Origin of the sequence: Nitrospira sp., assembly GCA_037045225.1 — a bacterium.
In the GTDB taxonomy this organism is placed as follows: Bacteria; Nitrospirota; Nitrospiria; order Nitrospirales; family Nitrospiraceae; genus Nitrospira_A.
On record JBAOHZ010000009.1, the window covers coordinates 2354821 to 2374649 of the forward strand.

Genomic DNA, 19829 nt, shown 5'->3' on the forward strand with positions numbered 1-19829 from the left:
CGATGAAGGGGCTATGAAGGAATATTGGCAGGAGATTCGGGCGCTGACGATGCGCTGGGTGAGGCGGCTGAGCCGTGAAAAGTTCAGCATGCTTTTTACGCTGGTTCAGCCGATGTTGTTTTGGCTGATCTTCTTCGGAAATTTGTTTCAACGCGCCGCGGACATGCAGGTGACGCAGGCGTCGAGTTACATTAGCTTTCTGACTGCCGGCGTGGTCGTGATGACGGTCTTAAACAACGGGCTGGCCGGAGGGGTGGATCTGCTCTTCGATAAGGAGAATGGGTTTCTCGAGCGGCTGATGTCCACGCCCATTCACCGCACCTCGGTCATCCTGAGCCGGTTCATTTTTGTGACGACCATCACCTCGCTGCAAGTGCTGGTTATTCTCGCGGTCGCGTGGTTGTTCGGTGTACAGCCTGTCACCGGACTGTTGGGAGTGGCGATGATCTTGTTCATCGGCATGATGTTCGGCGTCGGGTTAACCGCCATTTCGATGGCGATGGCCTTTTCAGTGAAAAGCCACGGTGATTTTTTCTCGGTTCTCGGGTTTCTCTCCCTGCCCATGATTTTCCTGAGCTCGGCCCTGGTGCCGCTGGCGGCGATGCCGGGCTGGATGGGCTTTCTCGCGCAGTTCAATCCCATGACCTGGGCCATTGATGCCGTACGTCCACTGATTCTTCAGGGGTGGGCCGAAGCGCTGCCCCACGTCGGCATGGTCATCGGCGTGATGGTGCTATTCGATGCCCTCTGTCTGTATGGGGGGGCGCGCGCCTTCCGACGGGCGATCGGATGAGCCCGATTGCACAAGGGGGATCTGCCATGTTTGTGAATGAAAGCCAAATACGGGCTTTGATCCGACTCCTCGGTGACGAGGACGAACGAATCGTCAAAACGATCAGCGGGAAGCTCATTGATTGTGGCGATTCCGCCGTGCCTCTGTTGCAAGAGGCGGAGATTGAGCAGCCGGAGATGGCTGATCGTATTCTGACGGTGTTGGAGGAAATCCGCGGGACGAGACTGGAAGAAGAACTTCGCGATCTCATTGCCCTTCCGGAGGATCACATCGATCTCGAAACGGGGGCGTTCCTGCTGGCCCGGTACGCGTATCCGACACTGGATGTACAGCGCTATCAGCGTGAGTTAGATCGCATGGCTCAGGAGGTCCGGGAGCAGATCGGATCCCGAGTCTCGGGGGAGGAGACCGTCAAGGCGCTCAATCGGTATCTCTTTACGGAAGCTGGCTTTCGAGGGAACACCAAGAACTATTATGAAGTCGAGAACAGTTATCTCAACTGCGTGCTGGATCGTCGAACGGGCATCCCGATCAGCCTTTCAACCGTGTACCTGCTCATTGGGAAACGGTTGCAGTTGCCGGTGCACGGGATCGGCATGCCGGGCCACTTCCTCGTGAAGTTCGATTCGGACAAGTATAAAATCTTCATCGACTGTTTCAATGGCGGTGCGTTGCTGACCGAGAAAAACTGCGCTCGTTTCTTGACGGAAGCCGGATATGGCTTCGAAGATCGGTTTCTCCAGAAGAGTTCTGCCCGGGCGATCCTCGCCCGCATGATCAAGAATCTACTCGCCATCTACAACAAGCTCGACGAGCCGCTGAAAAAGACCCGCTTCCCTCGCTTTATTGAAATATTAGGTTGTGAGCAGCGGGAAGAAGGGCTCTAGCGCAGGATGCTGAAAAAGTCCGCCAGCGTCTCACTCGTCGCTCGTGAAGCGTGAACCGTATCTCGTAGTGGATCAGAGCGTAGGGCTGATGGCGTATCACTGTAGCACAGCGGCCCGCTCTCCATTTATACGCTACACGGCAGAGGCGCTCTTTTTTCGGACGAGGGACGAACGACGTTTCACGAACGACGAACCAGGCTACCCGTTGAGCTTGAGCAGGTCTCGCGCCATTCGAATTCGTCCCGAGAAGTAATTTCCCGCTTGTCCGCGGACGTCATACTGTTCCGCAATCGGATAAAAATGGGACAGCACGAGCTGGTCGATACCGGCTTCTTGCGCTACGCGTCCGCAGAGCCCGGCATGGAGATGGCCTGCGCCAGGGCGGTTTTCCGGAAAGGAACAGTCCAGGATGGCGAGATGGGCCTCGTGACAGAGCCGAACCAGGCTGTCGCAATAGAGGGAATCTCCCGAATAGGTCACGACGTGGTCCTGGTACTCGATGCGGTAGCCTACGCAATGCAGTCGGGGGGCATGGGTCACGGTTGCGGGTTTGATGCGGGTGTCGCCCAGGCGAAAGCTGCGATCGGAGACCTCCCGAATCGTGACCCGAAACGGCGCGCGGTTGAAACTCGGAAATGTGGTCATCATGGCGCGCATCAGGGTGGCGGTGCCATGCGGACCGATGAGGGTCAACGGAGGCCTGGTACCGCCTTGATACTTACAGAAAATGACGGCGTCGAAGAAGAATGGGATAAAGTCCGCGAAGTGGTCGGCGTGGAAATGCGAAAACAGAATGTGCGTAATCCGGTGCCGGTCGACACCGCTGGCAATCAAGTTGGTGAGGGTGCGCGGGCCGAAATCGAGCAGAAAGGTGTGATCGGTTTGGATGAGATATCCGGCTGCGGCGCGCGTGGGGTGCACGTTGGTGCCCGACCCCAGCACTGTGACCCGGATCATGAGGTCGGGTTCTCCTGAAAGCTCCGATGGAGGCGGAGGAGCAGCGTGCGTAAGTGGTCCGCTTCTGTGGGCGTGAGCGCGCGTTCGAAGAAGGGGCGAATAAACGCGATGTGGGCCGCAAATGTTTTCTTGAACAGGCGGTCGCCCTTCTCAGTCAGGCAAATGCGTGTGCTTCGTCGGTCGTCGGCCACCGTCGTGCGCCGAATCAATCCCTTATCCTCCAGACGGTCTAGGACACCGGTCAGGGTGCCCTTCGTCACCAAGGTGGCGGTAGAGAGCTCAGCGCAGGTGAGGCCTTCGGTATCGCCTAACGTGGCAATCACGTCGAATTGTGACGGCGTGAGCTTCAACGAGCGCACGTGGCGGCTGTCCGTCCGCCAAAAGGCGAGGTAGGTCTCGACCAACGGGCGCAGGACTTTGAGGTGCGGATCGTCTTTGAGGTCGGGCAGTTCCATTGCGGGCGCAGCCTAGTCATCCCATCAGGTAGCTGTCAAGAGTCAGCCGTTCAAGGTTGCGTTGACGCCGCACGGACAGTCCCCCTATCATGTCGCCTGCCATGCCTCGTCACGCACAATCCGGCCAAGCTAATCTGACCACCATCCTCCTCCTGCTGGGGCTGGTGGTGTCCGGTGTGTGGGTGTGGAAGCGCTTGTCGCCGGATATGCAGGATCTTATTATCGATCAGGCCCTTCCTCTGGCTGCGCTGTCGCTTGCGGTCCTGACGTTGGTGTGGATCCTCATCAGGAAAATCATCGCCCGCCGCAAAAAAAATCAGCAGCGGGCTCGGTTGATCGCCCTGTTCGAGAGCCAGACCTCCCGCGAAAAACAACTCAAGCTGGCATTCGCGGTGATCGAGGTGAACGAATACCGGAGTGTCGGGCTCGAGTCGATTGCGCCGCAGCTCCAGGAACTCTTTGTCACCACGCTGAAACGTGCGTTAGGCGACAAACAACATCAGGTACGGGGAATGGCGGCGAGTCATCTGGGGGTGATCGGGGATGACGCAGCTGTGGCCCACCTGCTTGTGGCGCTGGAGGATGACCATGCCTACGTCCGCTCCAGTGCGGCGTTGGGGCTCGGTCGCTTGCGCGCGACCGGGGCCAAAGATAAGTTGGCCTATGTCAGCAAGGAAGACTGGGATCAAACGGTGCGGAGCCGGGCTCGCGAGGCGTTGGAGCGGATTCGATAAGCGGGGAGGGCTGCGGGGGCGAAGTTTGGCGATCGATTACGCGGTCCATTCGAGGAGGACGATCTCAGGCGAGCAATTCAGGCGCATGGGAATGACCGACCAGCCGATGCCACGGTTCACGTAGAGCCGGTGGGTGCCGGTGCTGTACATGCCGTTGGTCCGTCCGTGGCAGCCCGGCGGCAACCAGAACGTCGGAATGTGGGGGAACCGCCACTGCCCCGCATGGCTGTGTCCACATAGGCTGAGATCCACACAATGGTGGGGCGTAAGCTGGTCCAGAATATTCGGCGCGTGCGCCAGGACCAGGGTGAAACGCCCGGCTTGCGGCGAAGGAATGCAACGGAGATCCGCGCGGTGCAGCGACGGATCGTCCAGCCCGACAAGGGCCAGTTCACCGGTGCCCATCGGCAAGAACGTGACTTGGTTGAGCAGCAGGGTCACCTTGCGACGGTCGAATTGTTCGGCGAATTCGTCTACGCGAACGCCACTGTAGTGGTCGTGATTGCCGAGCGTGACGTAGACCGGCGCGAGACGCCGTAATTCCGTCATGAAGCGAAGCATGTGCGGAAGGCCGTTCCGGACGTTTAGGAGATCGCCGGTGATGAAGATCCAATCCGGTGCGAGGTCGGCGACCGAGCGGACCAGGGCGCGGTGCCGAGGGCGGTAGCGGTCGAGATGGAGGTCGCTGAGATGTACGGCGCGCCGTCCCGCCAATGGAGCATGGACGAGAGAGAGGCGAGTGATGGCTGGTTCGGAGAGGCCGATTTCGATCCCTGGCATCAGATTGAACAGGTGATGAAAGGGGCGGCTGAGCCAGTGGCCGATCCAGATGCGCGCCAGCTCCTGCCATCGCATCAAGGACGAAATCATTCCATCACTCGATTGAGATGGGCCTTGTCTGCGGTGGTCACACGGTAGCCCTGGTCGTACAGTTTGCCCATGCCGGTCATGAGGGCTTCCATGCCACGGGTTTTGTGCAGGGCATCGAAGTGCGAGGTGAGGGACCGCAGATGAGCATCCGCCCCGAGCGACGGTTCAGCGGCCAGGTTCAGCGCGATAAGGATATCGTGCAGTTCATGCGTGCTATAGGTTGAATTATCGTCGCCGTCTCCGACGAGAGCGAATTCGTAAAAGGTCAGGCTCAGCGAGAGGAAGGCCTGCGTGCGTTGGAAGTCGGTGCGCACCGCGTCGATGCCTCCCGGATAACGTGAGCGGCATTCGGAGCCTTCTTGCTCTGAAGCGTCGTCCGTGATTCGGTGTGGCTCCGTCGGTTGGAGCCAGGCAATGTTCTGCACGGTGGGCGGGGCCGGCTTGTGCCGCTGCTGTTTGTAGAACCACGTCATGCATTGACTGGCCGTGGCGAAGGCTTGCTTGTCCGTATCAGCCTGGCGTTGAATGTGCTGGGTGAATTGAGCGAAGACGTCGAGCCCGTTCAAGCGGGTGGCCGCTATGGCCGAGGATGCGAATCCAGCCGTCATGGCGCAGCACAGTATCCAGACGGGGCTCCACTTATGGAAAGCGCGGTTCGACATTGTCATCGTCTGCAGCGGATTGCAGGAGTCGTGGACGGCCTCATTCGAGTATAACACGGGTCGTTCGTCCGCCCACCCAAATGACAGCAATTGTATCTGATCACGCACGAGAAGGAACTTTATGCCCCTCCCGTCTTGGCTCGATGACACCGTGCCCTATCTGACCGCCTCGGTTCCCGCCCTCGGCGGCCGAATTCGCAGCACGCCGGATGATTTTTGTGTGGAAGAACGCCCGCTGTATCTCCCCTGCGGCGAAGGCGAGCATCTGTATATCCGGGTGAAAAAGCGAGGTTTATCCACGCCGGATCTCGTCTTGCGACTCGCGTCCCAGCTTCACGTAAAGGCCCAGACCATCGGGGTGGCCGGACTGAAAGATGCCCAAGCCGTGACGACGCAGATGTTGTCCTTGCAGGGCGTGAAGGCCGAAACAGTGGCGGCACTCCCCACTGATGAGCGGTTGCTGACGCTGGAGGTGCTGGGACGCCACCGTAATCGGCTCCGCAAAGGGCATCACGCGGGGAACCATTTTCGTTTGGTGATTCGAGATGTCCGGGAGCGTAGCGAGGACTCCCTGCAGCAGTTGTTCGACGAATTGGTGCGCCGCGGTGTGCCCAACTACTTCGGTCCACAACGGCAAGGGCGATCAGGGACGAATTTTCAGCTCGGTGCTGAGTTGCTGCAGGACGCTACGCGTCGAAACAAGATGCCCCGCAATAAGCGTATCTGGTTCATGAATGCCTATCAGTCGCATGTGTTCAACCATATCGTTGCCAAACGGATCGAGAGCATCGACCGGGTGTTTCTGGGCGACTGGGCGATGAAATCGGACAACGGCGCCTGCTTTCCCGTCGAGCAACCGGACATCGAGCAGCTGCGAGCGGACCGGTTTGAGATCAGCCCGACCGGACCACTCTTCGGCTCTCGCGCCCCCTGGGCGACAGGCGAGCCTGGTGAGATTGAACGGGCTGTGGTCGCCGAGTTGGGCACTACGCCGGAACTCTTGTCCAGCGCCGGCGCAGAATGTGGGTTCCGTGGAGAACGGCGGGCCCTTCGCGTCCGTCTCAATGATCTGACCTGGTCGCTGGAGGGCGCGGTGCTCACGCTTGGATTCTGGCTCCCTCCCGGCTCCTATGCCACGAGCGTGCTGAGGGAAGTGGTGAAGAGCAACGACTAACTCGTGTGCGTCAATCTTGCCGAGAGGTGATAGAATCTACTCAGTTGGGTCCTTCCTCCGCGACGCCATGTCATCCGGCGTCGGCACGTGTCATGAAAGGTGGTCATGACCGCTTCGCAAGAAACCGTCTTTCTCCAAGGCCACATTATCGATTCGTTGATCCTGGCCAAGGTGCTGGACACGATTCTGATGATGGGCGGCACCTTTGATCTGCAGGACGTCAAGATTGGCGCGACCAGGGATGCGCCCTCTCAGGCGCGGATTGTCGTGCGCGCGCCGTCGAGTCGGCTGTTAAACGAGATCCTGCGAGCCATTCAGCCACACGGAGCTGCCATCGAGCGCGAAGCGGATTGTTGCTTCGAGCCGGCACCGGCTTCGGGGGTGCTCCCCGAAGGGTTCTATGCGACGTCACATCTGCCGACCCAGATTCGTCTTGATGGCGAGTGGGTGGAGGTGGAGGGCATGGAAATGGACCTCGGCATTTATGTGGATCCGGCCAAGGCTCGTGCCAGAACCATTCCGATGGGGGCCGTGACGGCGGGTGATTTGATCGTGACCGGCCGTGAGGGCATCAGAGTCACACCCCTCGCTCGTCCTGCCGAGCGCGATGTCTTCGGATTCATGGAATCTCTGGTTTCCTCGGAGCGGCCGCATCATCCTGTCATTGCCGACATCGCGCAGCGCATGCAGAAGTTACGCGAATGGCATCGCGAGGGGCGTCCTGGTGCCAAAGTGTTGTTTGCCGGCGGACCGGCCATCGTCCATGCGGGCGGGAGAGAAGCCCTGACCTGGTTAATCGAGTCCGGGTACATTCACGTCTTGTTTTGCGGCAACGCCTTGGCCGCGCACGATATGGAGGCGGGGTTGTACGGCACGTCGCTCGGGTATGGGCTTACGGCCGGCCGTTCGGTGCCGCATGGGCATGAGCATCACCTGCGTACCATCAATCGTATTCGTGCCATCGGCAGCATAGAAGCCGCGGTGCGGTCGGGTGTCATCACCGATGGAATCATGGCCGCTTGTGTGCGGCGTGAGGTGAAGATGGTGCTGGCAGGCACCATTCGAGACGATGGCCCCTTGCCCGGCGTGTTGACGGATTCCATGGCGGCGCAGCAGGCCATGCGCGCCGAAATTCCAGGGGTCGCGCTTGCCCTTCTGGTCGCGTCCACGCTGCACTCGATCGCGACCGGCAATTTGTTGCCGGCCACGGTTTCCACGGTGTGCGTCGACGTGAATCCGGCGGTGCCGACGAAATTGGCCGACCGCGGCAGTTTTCAGGCTGTGGGGCTGGTCATGGATGCCTCCTCCTTTCTCAAAGAACTCGCGCGAGAACTCGGGTGGCGTGCATGAGTCGCCTGCTGGTGTGTCCCCCCGATTATTTCCAAATCGATTACGAGATCAATCCCTGGATGCGGCGGGACAACAGCGTGGACCCGGCGCGGGCGGTGAATCAGTGGCACGCACTGATGAACACCTTAGAACAGGATGTGGGTGTCGCGCTCGAGCGGATGCAGCCGGTTGAGGGCTTGCCGGATCTGGTCTTTACGGCCAATGCGGGAGTGGTTGTCGGTCGTCGCGCGATGGTGAGTTGCTTCCGATACCCGGAACGACAGCGGGAGGAAGTGCACTTTGCGCGATGGTTTCGCGAGCATGGATATGAGGTGCTGACACTCGAGAAGGCGCTCTATTTCGAAGGGGCCGGCGACCTGCTCGGGTTCCCTGATGCCTGGTTCGGCGGATATCGTCAGCGATCGGATATACGGGCGTTCCCGAGGTTAAGCGAGATCTTTCAACGGGAAATCATTCCACTCGAATTAATCGACAGTCGGTTCTACCATTTGGACACCTGCTTCTGCCCGCTCAGCGGCGGCGAACTGCTCTATCTCCCCTCCGCATTTGACTCCTACGGTCAGGCGGCCATCGAGCAACGGGTCGCGGCAGAACAGCGACTTGCGGTCCCTGAAGAAGAAGCGCTCAGATTTGCCTGCAATGCGGTGTGTGTCGGCAAGCAGGTGGTGATCCCAGCCGGGTGCCCGCGCACCACGACACTCCTGGAAACACGCGGTTATCGCACCCATCCCGTCCAGCTGGATGAATTTATGAAGTCAGGCGGCGCCGCCAAGTGCCTGACTCTCGCACTGGATTAACCAGCATCCGTCAATCGCCCCTGGTCAAAACTCCATCGTGATCGGAAAGAGAGTCCCGCCGCGGCGTACGCATGGCGTGTGACGATGGCCCTGTTACGGTTTCGTACGAAAGAGAAATGATAGGTACATCCCGGCGATGGCGGTCGTGGTGAGCTCAATCGTGAGCAACAGTCGGCTGACGATGGCATCCGGTTGCGGCGGGGAGAGAATGAAATGAAAGCCGAGAAAGAGCGGTGGCTGTGAGGGCGGGCTTTCCCATGGCGGCATCAGCACGGAGACAATCAGGACGGTGACCATCCCATACAGGATCTGCAGGTTCAGCTGTTCGCGAGTCGATCCGGCAGGAGTCGCCGCTGGTCTCAAGCCGGTGTCGGCGTCAACTCCCGCTCCGCAGTGGGTACAGTAGCGGTTGATTTCCGGCAAGGCACGCCCGCAGGCTGGGCAGGGTTTCATAGTCGTAGGTCCCGATGGAGCCTGCAGCCTAACGCGACGGCGGCAGGAATTCCAGTGGCGAGAACGGGTAGGCACTGCCTGCGCACGAGGAGATGGGCGGATCGTTTCGTTGACAGCTTTCGAAGCCCCTTCCTATAATCCGCGTCCATGAGGTCTCTCCGCTCAATCCTAGCCACTCACCTCTGCCATGGCCTGATCCTGGTAGGACAATCGTAATGCGCGCAGTCGTTCAACACGTCGCGGTCATCGGTGCCGGAGCCTGGGGAACGGCGTTGGCCCGGCATCTGGCGGAGAAACAGGTGCCGGTGTGTCTGTGGGCTCACGAGCCGGAGGTGGTTCAAGCAATCCAGTTACGGCGTGAGAACGCAGTGTATTTGCCGGGCGTACTGCTTCCGCCGACCTTGTCGGCAACGAATGTTTTGGCCGATGCCATCACGGGCGCTGATTGCCTGATTTTTGCGGTGCCCTCGCATGTGGCGAGACCGGTATTGAGCCGGATCGCAACCTTATTGCCGCAGCCCATTCCGTTCGTCAGCGCGACGAAGGGTATTGAGGAAGAGACGCTGGCGCTCGTCACGCAGGTGATGCAGGCGGTGTTGCCTGCGCACATGCACGAGTCCCTCTTGGTGTTATCAGGGCCGAGTTTTGCCAGTGAGGTCAGCCGCGGGAAACCGACGGCGCTTTGTCTTGCTGGGCGAGATGCCGGCATGGTCAAGTCGATTCAGTCGTTGTTCATGACGCCGAACTTTCGAGTCTACGCGGATGATGACCTGATCGGGGTGCAACTCGGCGGCGCCTTGAAGAATGTGATGGCCCTGGCGGCCGGGGTCGTCGATGGGCTTGAACTGGGACATAACGCCCGCGCCGCGCTCATGACCCGCGGCCTGGCCGAAATGATTCGACTGGGTGTGGCGATGGGGGCCGATCCACGGACCTTCTATGGGCTTTCAGGCGTCGGCGACCTCATTCTCACCTGCACCGGTCCCTTGAGCCGTAATCACTCGGTCGGGGTACGACTGGGAAAGGGCGAGCGCCTGGAGGGAATTCTTGCGAGCATGCAAGCCGTGGCGGAAGGTGTGCGCACGGCAAAGGCGGCCTTGGGGCTCGCCCTGCGCTGCGGTGTGGATATGCCGATCGTGCAGGAGGTCAATGCCGTGCTCTTTGCCGACAAGCCTTGTCGTCAGGCGGTCGGTGACCTCATGGAGCGGGAAGCGAAGGGGGAGAAGGGGTTGTCATGAACCAACACCAGTTGCAGGCGTTGCTCACGAAGGTTCAACAGGGTGCCATGGCGGTGCCGGATGCGCTGCACCGGTTACGCACTCTGCCCTATGAAAACTTAGGATTCGCCTCACTCGATCACCATCGCGCGCTTCGGCAGGGATTTCCGGAAGTCATTTTTTGTGAAGGGAAGACGGTGGTGCAGGTCGTCGCCATCGCGAAGACGCTTTTGCGGAAGAACAACGCCTTGCTGGCGACGCGGGTGGAACCGACGGTTGCGCGGGCGCTCCGGCGGGTGAGCAAGCGGGCGGTCTACCACGAAGCGGCACGGGTCGTGGCCATTGCGCCCCCCAAGTTGGTGCGTCGGGGGGCCGTGTTGATCGTCACGGCCGGCACCGCCGATATTCCTGTGGCGGAGGAAGCACGTGTGACGGCCGATATCATGGGGAGCAAGACCGATACGTTGTATGACGTGGGAGTGGCCGGTTTGCATCGTCTGCTGGGTCAGCAGGAGCGGTTGCATGATGCCCGAGCCCTCATCGTGGTGGCCGGGATGGATGGGGTGCTTCCCAGCGTCGTCGGTGGATTAGTGCGGCAACCGGTGATTGCGGTGCCGACGAGCCGAGGCTATGGCGCACACTTCGGTGGGTTGGCTGCATTGTTAACCATGCTGAATTCCTGCGCGGCCGGGGTCGGAGTGATGAACATCGACAACGGCTTCGGGGCCGGCTGCCTCGCGCATCGGATTAACATGGTGGCGGAAGAAACGAGTCGGCTTCAGTAGGCACACGCGGGTGAGTCTGCGGCGTTTGCTCGTGTGTCTCTCGGTGGAATACCCGGCGCGTTCGTGACGCGGGAGATGCGTCAGGCTCGAGCGTCGAGCGCGGCGCCGGCGGATTGTTTCACCATCCGGCTAGTCCTTCACGGAAAATTTACCGCGCTTGGGCCAGGCCAACATTTGGGTGCGTTGGCCCTTTTCTCCGTTACTCAGTAATTTGACCCGCACTTCGTATTCGTAGGACCCGACCGGCACCTGCTGTTTGTTGTGGTCCAACCCGTCCCACACTAGGTCAACCTGCACACGTTTCTGCGGCGTTTCTCCGGCGGCGCTGGTAGGGGTTTGCTCATGGTCATTGACTGTCTGCCTGATCGATAGGAAGCGCAGCGAGGTCATCGAGGAGGAGGTCACGAGGGCGGACACCTCCAGCATCAGTTGTTCGTCGACTTCCTTAGGCAATTGCACCGTAGCGATAAAATGAAACGGCCCGTCTTGCGGCCGATAGGGCATCGGCGTGGCTTCCAGTGAGAGAATTTTCAGGTCCGGCTCCGGGCGCGGGACGCCGCTTTTGCCTTTGGTCTTGGCCAGCGCGTCCATGCTCAGTCCGCCCAGCAGAATGGCGGCGGTGAGGAGAATCAACAGGCTGAGCCGAATTCCACGCAATGCGGAAAGAAGATTGACAGCACTGGATGGTCTGGAAGTAATCATGATATTGAGGTCGACGGATGAGGGCCGGTGAATTGATGGAGTGCGTCTCTTCATTGGGGATAACACAGCATGGAAGGGCTGTCAACGAACGAGCGGAATGATTGCTGTCTGGATGCGGCTCCGGTAAGATGCCGCTCGCTCACACCGGATCATCAATTGTAGGAGTCACGTGGCCACCCATCTGCATTTTGATTGTTTCTCCGGCATCAGCGGCGACATGACGTTGGGTGCATTAGTCGATGCGGGATTGCCATTTAAAGATCTCGTGCGCGGCCTTGCCTTACTGCGGATCGATGGCTTTCGCCTGACACGGAAGCGGGTCGAGCGCGGGGCCGTCTCGGCCACCAAGGTCGATGTATTGATCGAGAAAGGCTTTCGTGCGCCTTTGACGCTGGCGCAAATCAAACGGATTCTACTGAAGAGCGGCCTGCCTCCGGCCGTGAAAGAACGGAGTCAAGCGGTCTTTGACGTGTTGGCCGATGCCGAGGGTAAAGCTCATGGTGTCGAGCCTTCGCATGTGCATTTTCATGAAGTCGGTGTGATCGATTCGTTTGTCGACGTGGTCGGCGGGGTGTTGGGTCTGCATCTCCTGGGCGTGGAGCGTGTGACGTCCTCCGCGATCAATGTCGGATCGGGCACCCTCACGTCGGCGCATGGTTCGTTGCCTGTGCCGGGACCGGCCGTGGCTGCACTGGCGGTCGGTCTTCCCATTTATGCCGAGGGTCCCCAGCGGGAATTGGCGACTCCAACCGGAGTGGCATTGGTGCGCACCCTGGCGACAGAATTCGGTCGTCTGCCGCAGATGCAGGTGCGCCAGGTAGGTTATGGGGCGGGAACTGCCGATCCGGCACAGTGGCCGAATGTGCTGCGTGTGTTTGTCGGTGACGGACCGGTCGTTGCCGGTTCGGTCGAAACCATCGTGGAACTTCACACGAACATCGATGATTTGAATCCGCAGGTCTATGAGACCGTGTTCGATCGGGTGTTTGCTGCGGGTGCCGTGGATGCAACCCTGGCGCCGGTCATGATGAAAAAGGGCCGGCCCGGGAATGTGCTCTCCGTGCTGGCGCCTCAAGAGAAGGTGGAGGCCGTGTTGGCTGTGCTGTTTGCCGACACGACGGCGCTCGGCGTAAGGACGCATCACGTGCAGCGACGGGTGTTGCCGCGACGGTTTGTCCCGGTGCAGGTTCAGGGCCATGATGTGCGGATCAAGGTGGCTGAATCGCAGCCGGGGAAAAGCAAAGCCGCTCCTGAGTATGAAGATTGTAAACGGATTGCCGAACAGAGCGGCCGTCCGGTGAAAGACGTGTTGGATGAAGCTTTGCTGGTGTATCGGAACAGGGCAGGACAGGTGAAAAAGGGAACAGGCCGCAAGTGAACACCGAAACTGTCGCTGTCGTCTTCTTGTGTGAGGGGTCGTTGTCGCGAGGCCTTCTGTGACGATCCTATTCTATGTGGGATTGTTCGTGGCCTCGGTGGTCATCACCCTCGCCGGGTGCCAGCTCTTTACCAACGGCATTGAATGGCTCGGTAAGCGCCTGAATATTTCTGAGGGCGCCGTCGGCAGCGTCTTCGCGGCGGTCGGAACAACCTTGCCGGAGACATCGATCCCGATCATTGCCATTTTCTTCGGGGCCGGACGAGAGCAGATGGAAGTCGGTCTAGGCGCCATTCTCGGGGCGCCGTTCATGCTCAGCACGCTGGTTCTCCCCATTCTCGCGCTGTTATTGTTGTTCTACGCGAAGCTCGGTAAGCGAACGGCGACGTTCAAGCTCAATTACGGCGAAGTCCGGGTCGATATCAGCTTTTTCCTGATCAGTTACGCCTTGGCCCTGACCTGCGCGGTCATCCCGTCGAAACCCTTTCACATGGTTGTCGCCGTGGTGCTCTTGGGCATGTACGTCTATTACATGAAGCTCAAGTTTTCGGCCGAAGATGAAGAGGGTGAGGGGGGTGGTGAACTGGAGCCTCTGTTGTTCGCCCGCCGGTCTTCACGTCCGTCGTATCTGGCGATCGGGGCGCAGGGAGTCGTCGGATTACTGGGCCTGGTTGGCGGAGCCCATCTGTTCGTGACGGCCGCGAATTCTATTTCAGCCGAAATGCAGGTGTCGCCGCTCATCCTCGCCTTGCTGATCGCTCCGCTGGCCACTGAGTTGCCGGAAATGTCGAACAGCTTTCTGTGGTTGTATCGAAAGAAGGATCGGCTGGCGGTCGGGAATGTCACCGGTGCGATGGTGTTCCAGGGCGCGATTCCCGTCTCTGTGGGGTTGTTGGGCACCGACTGGACGCTGGGGCCGACGGCGTTGGCGACGATGGTGCTGGCCGTCATCGCGATGGGCATGAGTTTGCTGCAGGCCGTCTGGTCCGGGCATTGGCGGCCCTGGTTGCTCAGCGGTAGCGCACTCCTGTACCTTGGGTACACACTCTTTTTGTATACATATGGCTCCTAAGCGCACAACTCTCACCTCTCGTCCGGTCCTGGGGATCACGATGGGAGATCCGGCCGGCATCGGACCGGAGGTCATCGCCAAGGCGTTAGCCGATAAGGCCCTGGCGCGCCTGTGCATTCCTGTTGTCGTCGGCTCGCGTCACGTTTTGGAACGGACGATCGCCTGGCTCAAGCTGCCGCTGCAGGTGGTGGACTTCAATCCGGCGACCGGCCAGCGGCTGAAGGCCGGGCAGGTGGCGGTTGCGGACCCGCTGGAGCGTCCGTTGCCGAAGTTTCGAATGGGCGTCGCCACGGCGGTGACGGGCGCAGCTTCCATCGCATTCATCAAGGAGGCGGTCACGTTGGCGCAGGCAGGGAGCCTGGGCGGGATCGTCACGGCGCCCATCAACAAAGAAGCCATGAACATGGCCGGATTTCACTACCCGGGGCACACGGAGCTGCTGGCAGATCTGACTCAGACCACCGAGTTCGGGATGATGATTGTCGGCGGGCCGCTGAAAATTATGTTCACCACCACCCATGTGGCGATCAACGCGCTCTCGCCCCTGTTGACGACGGAACGGATTACCAAGGCCATCCGCCTCGCGCACCTTGGGTTGACGAAGTATTTCGGCATTGCGCGTCCCAAGATCGGCGTCGCGGCATTGAATCCGCATGCGGGAGAGCATGGCCTGTTCGGCAATGAGGAGTCGACCAGCATTGCTCCGGCCGTCAAACTGGCCAGGGCCGCCGGTATCAAGGCGAGTGATCCGCTTCCCGCCGATACCCTGTTCGGAAAGGCCGCTCGCGGCGACTACGATGGCGTGGTGGCCATGTATCATGATCAGGGGCTCATTCCCTTGAAGCTGGTCGCATTCGGAACCTGCGTCAACCTGACGGTTGGTTTGCCGATTATCCGGACCTCAGTGGATCATGGAACGGCATATGATATTGCCGGCAAAGGGGTTGCCGAGCATGGGAGTCTGCTGGAAGCCGTGAAGGTGGCGGCCCGCCTGGCCAGATCCTGGTCACCGGTCGCCAAAACGTCCCGATAGAAAAGAGGGGTACACGTCCATGGCAGAGACAGGACTTTCTGCGGCCACGATGATCGATCAGCAGGTGAAGGAATTGGATGCGATCGCTACGCGGACCATTCAAGACTTCAATACCACCTTGGGCACCGAACGCGTGGGGCAGTGGAAGATCCGCACGGTGGCACTGCTCCAGCAGCATGCCGGACAGAAGGTGGCGGACGAGTTGGCGCGAAAAACTCCCGGCATGGCGTTTACCAACGATCTGATCCAAGAGTTTACCGACGAGGTGGACAGTTATCGTTCCTACCTCGTCACGCTCGCCAAACGTATTCGGGCCGCGACCCCTCCGACCGCCGGCTAGCAGTGTGAGCACCAGCAGAACCACAGACGTTCCTGGAATCCCCCGCAGGCGGCCTGTGTCGCCAGCCTGCTAGAAAGCTGCGGGAGAGTATGGCCCCCTCGTTCCCCCCAGCCTTGAAACGGCTCGGTCAGAACTTCCTCATCGATCCGAACATTATCCGCAAGATCGTGTCCCTGGCGGCGCTTGGCCCGGAGGATACCGTGCTGGAAATCGGGCCTGGGCGAGGCGCCCTGACTGCCGGTTTGTGTGCCGAAGCGGGCCGTGTTATTGCTGTCGAGGTCGATCCACAGTTGCAGCCTCCTCTGCAGGAGAGTCTCGGGCATTGCCGCAACCTGGATCTTCGAATCGGGGACGCGCTGGCCTTTCCCTTCGAGACCTTGCCGCCGGGCACGGTGGTGGTGGCGAATCTTCCCTATTATGTCTCGACACCGATCCTGTTTGCGCTGCTCGACGCCCGTGCCAGTCTCGATCGCCTGGTACTCATGCTGCAGACGGAAGTGGCGCTCAGATTGGCGGCTAAACCGAACAGCGAGGACTATGGGGTGCTCTCGGTTCTGACGCAAGAGGCGGCTGAGGTGGAAGTGGCCTTTCGCGTGTCTGCGAATTGTTTCCGCCCCCGTCCGACCGTCGGATCGGCGGTGGTGCATCTTCGGATCAACAGACAGGAAGGGTTCGAGCCGGTCCGGCACGAACGGTTCCGGCGGCTGGTGCGCGCATCGTTCGCCCATCGCCGAAAAACGCTGGTGAATTCCCTGCGCGATGAAGGGTATCCTCCGGAACAGATTGCGCGGGCCACGGCGGACGCCGGCGTGCCGCCGCAAGCGCGGGCGGAGATGCTCACACTCGAGGACTACCGCACACTCGCGCGCGCATTCGACCGCCATCCGGCCTGACGCTGGTCCGTATACGCGGGAGTGGGCGCGGCTTCATCAGATTGCGCAACATTCCCCGTTTGTTTGAAAAGGTATTTTCCCTGTGCTACGATCCGCCGCATGGGTGTATCCACCACGGCAAAGCGCGGTGACGCCCGCTCAGCTCCTTCCCGTTCCTCTCATGTGAAGCGCGAAGTGATCGGGGTTCTCCTGATCGCAGCCGGTCTCTTGATCCTGCTCAGTCTGGTGTCGTTCGTTCCCGGCGACGCCAAATCGATGGCGGCATCTGGAGCAGCCGGCAATCAGCCCAAGAACATGATCGGATCGGTGGGCGCGCTGTCGGCGGCCGCGTGTTTTTTTATGGTCGGCGGAGCCGCCTACCTCTTTCCCATTCTGCTTGGCCTGCTCGGCGCGCGTTGCTTCACGCCGATTCCTCTCACCATGCGACTAAGGAACGCCGGCAGCGGCGTGGCGGCGATGCTCTTCTTGAGCGCGCTGTTGCATTTGGAAGTGACGGCGGTCCCCACGATTTCCAGTGGATGGGTCAATCGCGGTCTGGCCGGTGGCATCATCGGTCAAGTGTTGGCCGATGGGCTCCGGAGTTATTTCGCCACGACCGGGGCGCATATTGTGGTACTTGCCGGCTTGACGGTGGCGCTGCTGTTTACCGTGCCGCTGTCGTTGACGGTCCTCCTGCAGCGACTTCCTGATTGGTGGTTGGCCGCGCGCGAGCGGATGACGGGGTGGTTGCCAGAGTGGCCGACTAAACCGGAAGAGGCTCAGCCGAAGCGAGTTCGTGAGAAGAAAGCGCGTGCTCCGCGCGAGGTCGAGGAGCAGGACTTTGGTCGCGAAGTGCAGGTGGTGGCTGAAGCGGTGGAACAGATTCCTGTGCCTGTGATTCCCCCCAAGATTCAGCCTCCGATGAAAGTGGAAAAACGTGTGGTGTCGGCGGACGAACCGGCCGCAGCCGTTGCGACCAGTCCCTCCGTGTCCGACGGGTATGTCCTGCCTGATCCCCAGGAATTGCTGAGTGATCCTTCCGGTCCACTGGCCCGCCTGAGCGATGATGAGTTGAAACTGCAATCGGAAATCCTGACCAAGGCGTTGAAAAGTTTTGCGGTCGACGGGCGGGTGACGGAGGTGCGACCGGGTCCGGTCGTGACGATGTATGAATTCGAGCCCGCGCCGGGGACGAAGGTTGCCCGCATCGTCAATCTGGCCGACGACCTGGCCCTGGCGCTCAAAGCCATCAGCTTGCGTATTGTGGCGCCGTTGCCGGGGAAGTCGGTCGTCGGGATCGAAGTGCCGAATCCTCATCGTGAAATGGTGTCGATGAAGGAAGTGGTTACCAGCGACGCCTTCTCGCGTTCACGCTCCAAATTGGGGCTCGCGCTCGGGAAAGATATCTTCGGCGGTGCGGTTTGTGCGGACCTGCGAACGATGCCCCATTTATTGGTCGCCGGCGCGACCGGAGCCGGCAAGAGCGTGGGGCTGAACACCATGTTGTTGAGCATTCTGTTCAATGCCCGACCGGACGAAGTGAAACTGCTGCTTATCGACCCCAAAATGCTGGAGTTTCAAAGCTACGATGGCATTCCGCACCTGCTGCGCCCCGTCATCACCGATCCCAAATCGGCGGCGCGCGGTTTGGGGTGGGTCGTTCAGGAGATGGAACGGCGGTACAAGTTGCTGGCGGAGGCGGGGGTGCGCAGTATCGATGCCTACAACCGGCGTATCTCTGAAGTGCAAGGAGCCGTGTCGGATGTCTGGCAATCCGGCAAGCCGGAACAGGTCGAGCTGACGTTTCTTTCCGAAGAAGAACGGCTGTCGAAGGGTGAAGATGCGGAACCGGCTGGTGACAATGGGCCGACGGATTCAGTCAAGGCGAGCCCGCCTGAACCCTTGCCCTACATCATGGTCATGATCGACGAGTTGGCGGATTTGATGATGGTGGCCCCGAAAGACGTGGAAGACAAGATTGCGCGTCTCGCGCAGATGGCGCGCGCGTCGGGCATTCACCTCGTGCTGGCGACCCAGCGGCCGTCGGTCGATGTATTGACCGGTTTGATTAAGGCCAACTTCCCCGCTCGGATCGCGTTTCAAGTCTCTTCGAAGACCGACTCGCGTACGATTCTCGACGCGAACGGCGCCGAGGCGTTGCTCGGTCGCGGCGACATGCTGTATCTCGCGTCCGGTACCGGGAAGCTGATGCGGATTCACGGGTCCTATGTGTCGGACGATGACGTGCGCCGGGTCGTCGAATTTGTGAAGAAGCAGGCGTTGCCGTCCTACTGCCGTGAACTCCAGTCGCTCAAGGTCGAGGAGGCGGAAGAGGAGCAGGCCAAGGACGAAGTCTATGAGCAGGCCAAGGATCTGGTATTGTCCACCGGCCAGGCTTCGGCGTCCTTGATTCAACGGCGTCTCCGCGTTGGGTATCCTCGGGCGGCCAGGATGATCGAACAGATGGAAGCGGAAGGGGTGGTCGGCGCGGCAGGACGAGACGGGCGCCGAGAAGTGTTGGGGCGTCGCGGGCCGGTCGGTGGAGATGAGGAATGATGCGGATATTATTGGTTGTTGTATGGCTGCTGATGAGTGGGATGCCCGCTGGTGCTCAATTGGTGAAGCCCGATGAGCCGGCGATGGATCTGCAGGCGCTGCAAGAAGTGCAAGACGTGGTGAAGAAGATCCAGATTCGTTATGAAAAGACCAAAGACTTGCAGGCCTCCTTCACGCAAAAAACCAGGATCGAAGGATTTTCCACGCCGGTGATTTCGACCGGACATTTCTACATCAAGAAGCCCGGGCATCTGCGATGGGATTATATCGAGCCGGCCACGGAAGAAATTTACGTCAATAAAGATGACGTCAAAATGTATGTGCCGGAGCACAAGCAGGTGCTGGTGGGCAAGCTCACCTATATGGCTGCGTCCCAGGCGCCCTTGCAGTTACTCCAGGGGGTGGCGAAGCTGGATGAAGAGTTCGATATCGAACCCACGGCGAACAAGGAGCGTGGCGCAGGCGGCATTTTGTTGGTGAGCTTGACCCCGAAGCAAGGGCGCGCCGAACCGGACCGTGCGATTCAGAAGATCGTGATCGAGGTGCAGCCCAAAACCTACTTCTTGAAGACCATCGCCTTGCATGAGGTCAGCGGGAATGTCGCCACGTTTGAATTTTCGGAGTTGAAACCGAACAGCGGATTGAAGGATGATTTATTTGATTTCAAGGCCCCGGCCGATGTAGAAATCGTGAGGGCCCCGGTGTTGAGCAGACCCTAGCTCTCGACATCCGTCACGCGTGA

The 19829-nt window shown here is 60.0% G+C and carries 21 protein-coding genes; 15 read left to right on the forward strand and 6 right to left on the reverse strand.

Features of this window, described 5'->3' with window-relative positions; genetic code table 11:
* Window positions 1-13 precede the first annotated feature (13 nt).
* Both V9G17_11930 and V9G17_11935 read left to right on the forward strand, forming a co-directional pair.
* A complete protein-coding gene (locus tag V9G17_11930) occupies window positions 14-793 on the forward strand; it encodes an ABC transporter permease (GenBank protein MEI2753300.1) in 780 nt (259 codons plus the stop codon).
* A 26-nt stretch (window positions 794-819) separates the two neighbouring features.
* Window positions 820-1680 (forward strand): transglutaminase-like domain-containing protein, encoded by an 861-nt coding sequence (locus V9G17_11935; GenBank protein MEI2753301.1) that lies wholly within the window; start codon window positions 820-822, stop codon window positions 1678-1680.
* Between the two features lie 198 nt (window positions 1681-1878).
* Here the strand turns inward: V9G17_11935 and V9G17_11940 are convergent, their stop codons facing one another.
* Together V9G17_11940 and V9G17_11945 are read right to left on the reverse strand one after the other, a co-directional pair.
* Complete coding sequence (locus V9G17_11940; GenBank protein ID MEI2753302.1) at window positions 1879-2637, reverse strand: MBL fold metallo-hydrolase; 759 nt, start codon at window positions 2635-2637, stop codon at window positions 1879-1881.
* Entirely contained in the window at window positions 2634-3092 is a 459-nt protein-coding gene (locus V9G17_11945) for a MarR family transcriptional regulator (protein ID MEI2753303.1), read from the reverse strand. The genes V9G17_11940 and V9G17_11945 overlap by 4 nt, the downstream gene beginning before the upstream one ends.
* Window positions 3093-3181: 89 nt before the next feature.
* Here V9G17_11945 and V9G17_11950 point away from each other — a divergent pair, with 89 nt between their 5' ends.
* Entirely contained in the window at window positions 3182-3826 is a 645-nt protein-coding gene (locus V9G17_11950; protein ID MEI2753304.1) for a HEAT repeat domain-containing protein, read from the forward strand.
* 36 nt (window positions 3827-3862) lie between these two features.
* On the opposite strand, the gene V9G17_11955 is transcribed toward V9G17_11950, so the two are convergent.
* Both V9G17_11955 and V9G17_11960 read right to left on the reverse strand, forming a co-directional pair.
* A complete protein-coding gene (locus V9G17_11955; protein ID MEI2753305.1) occupies window positions 3863-4696 on the reverse strand; it encodes a metallophosphoesterase in 834 nt (277 codons plus the stop codon).
* The gene (locus V9G17_11960; GenBank protein ID MEI2753306.1) at window positions 4693-5304 is read right to left on the reverse strand and encodes a hypothetical protein; all 612 of its coding nucleotides are present in this window, start codon (window positions 5302-5304) and stop codon (window positions 4693-4695) included. The genes V9G17_11955 and V9G17_11960 overlap by 4 nt, the downstream gene beginning before the upstream one ends.
* Window positions 5305-5479: 175 nt before the next feature.
* On the opposite strand from V9G17_11960, the gene V9G17_11965 reads away from it, so the two are divergent.
* From V9G17_11965 to V9G17_11975, 3 genes are all read left to right on the forward strand, one after another.
* Complete coding sequence (locus tag V9G17_11965; GenBank protein ID MEI2753307.1) at window positions 5480-6532, forward strand: tRNA pseudouridine(13) synthase TruD; 1053 nt, start codon at window positions 5480-5482, stop codon at window positions 6530-6532.
* Between the two features lie 105 nt (window positions 6533-6637).
* The gene (locus V9G17_11970; protein MEI2753308.1) at window positions 6638-7882 is read left to right on the forward strand and encodes a TIGR00300 family protein; all 1245 of its coding nucleotides are present in this window, start codon (window positions 6638-6640) and stop codon (window positions 7880-7882) included.
* Window positions 7879-8679 (forward strand): arginine deiminase-related protein, encoded by an 801-nt coding sequence (locus tag V9G17_11975; protein ID MEI2753309.1) that lies wholly within the window; start codon window positions 7879-7881, stop codon window positions 8677-8679. The genes V9G17_11970 and V9G17_11975 overlap by 4 nt, the downstream gene beginning before the upstream one ends.
* Before the next feature lie 93 nt (window positions 8680-8772).
* Here the strand turns inward: V9G17_11975 and V9G17_11980 are convergent, their stop codons facing one another.
* Window positions 8773-9132, reverse strand: a complete 360-nt coding sequence (locus V9G17_11980) for a zinc ribbon domain-containing protein (protein MEI2753310.1) — start codon at window positions 9130-9132, stop codon at window positions 8773-8775.
* 215 nt (window positions 9133-9347) lie between these two features.
* Between V9G17_11980 and V9G17_11985 the strand changes: the two genes are divergently transcribed.
* Together V9G17_11985 and larB are read left to right on the forward strand one after the other, a co-directional pair.
* Window positions 9348-10370, forward strand: coding sequence for an NAD(P)H-dependent glycerol-3-phosphate dehydrogenase (locus tag V9G17_11985; protein ID MEI2753311.1), 1023 nt, complete (start codon window positions 9348-9350; stop codon window positions 10368-10370).
* The gene (larB, locus tag V9G17_11990) at window positions 10367-11134 is read left to right on the forward strand and encodes a nickel pincer cofactor biosynthesis protein LarB (protein ID MEI2753312.1); all 768 of its coding nucleotides are present in this window, start codon (window positions 10367-10369) and stop codon (window positions 11132-11134) included. The genes V9G17_11985 and larB overlap by 4 nt, the downstream gene beginning before the upstream one ends.
* Window positions 11135-11263: 129 nt before the next feature.
* Here the strand turns inward: larB and V9G17_11995 are convergent, their stop codons facing one another.
* On the reverse strand, window positions 11264-11836 hold the full coding sequence (locus V9G17_11995) for a hypothetical protein (GenBank protein ID MEI2753313.1): 573 nt from the start codon (window positions 11834-11836) through the stop codon (window positions 11264-11266).
* Window positions 11837-12005: 169 nt separating this feature from the next.
* On the opposite strand from V9G17_11995, the gene larC reads away from it, so the two are divergent.
* From larC to V9G17_12030, 7 genes are all read left to right on the forward strand, one after another.
* Entirely contained in the window at window positions 12006-13214 is a 1209-nt protein-coding gene (gene larC / locus V9G17_12000) for a nickel pincer cofactor biosynthesis protein LarC (GenBank protein MEI2753314.1), read from the forward strand.
* A 58-nt stretch (window positions 13215-13272) separates the two neighbouring features.
* Entirely contained in the window at window positions 13273-14286 is a 1014-nt protein-coding gene (locus V9G17_12005; protein MEI2753315.1) for a hypothetical protein, read from the forward strand.
* A gap of 40 nt (window positions 14287-14326) precedes the next feature.
* Window positions 14327-15319: a 4-hydroxythreonine-4-phosphate dehydrogenase PdxA gene (gene pdxA, locus V9G17_12010; GenBank protein ID MEI2753316.1), complete on the forward strand. Its 993-nt coding sequence runs from the start codon at window positions 14327-14329 to the stop codon at window positions 15317-15319.
* 19 nt (window positions 15320-15338) lie between these two features.
* Window positions 15339-15659, forward strand: coding sequence for a hypothetical protein (locus V9G17_12015; GenBank protein MEI2753317.1), 321 nt, complete (start codon window positions 15339-15341; stop codon window positions 15657-15659).
* Between the two features lie 89 nt (window positions 15660-15748).
* Entirely contained in the window at window positions 15749-16552 is an 804-nt protein-coding gene (gene rsmA / locus V9G17_12020; protein ID MEI2753318.1) for a 16S rRNA (adenine(1518)-N(6)/adenine(1519)-N(6))-dimethyltransferase RsmA, read from the forward strand.
* Window positions 16553-16651: 99 nt separating this feature from the next.
* Window positions 16652-19087 carry a DNA translocase FtsK gene (locus V9G17_12025; GenBank protein ID MEI2753319.1) on the forward strand — a complete coding sequence of 812 codons (2436 nt, stop codon included), beginning with the start codon at window positions 16652-16654 and terminating at the stop codon, window positions 19085-19087.
* The gene (locus tag V9G17_12030) at window positions 19084-19806 is read left to right on the forward strand and encodes an outer membrane lipoprotein carrier protein LolA (GenBank protein MEI2753320.1); all 723 of its coding nucleotides are present in this window, start codon (window positions 19084-19086) and stop codon (window positions 19804-19806) included. Before V9G17_12025 ends, V9G17_12030 begins: the two co-directional genes overlap by 4 nt.
* Window positions 19807-19829: the final 23 nt, after the last annotated feature.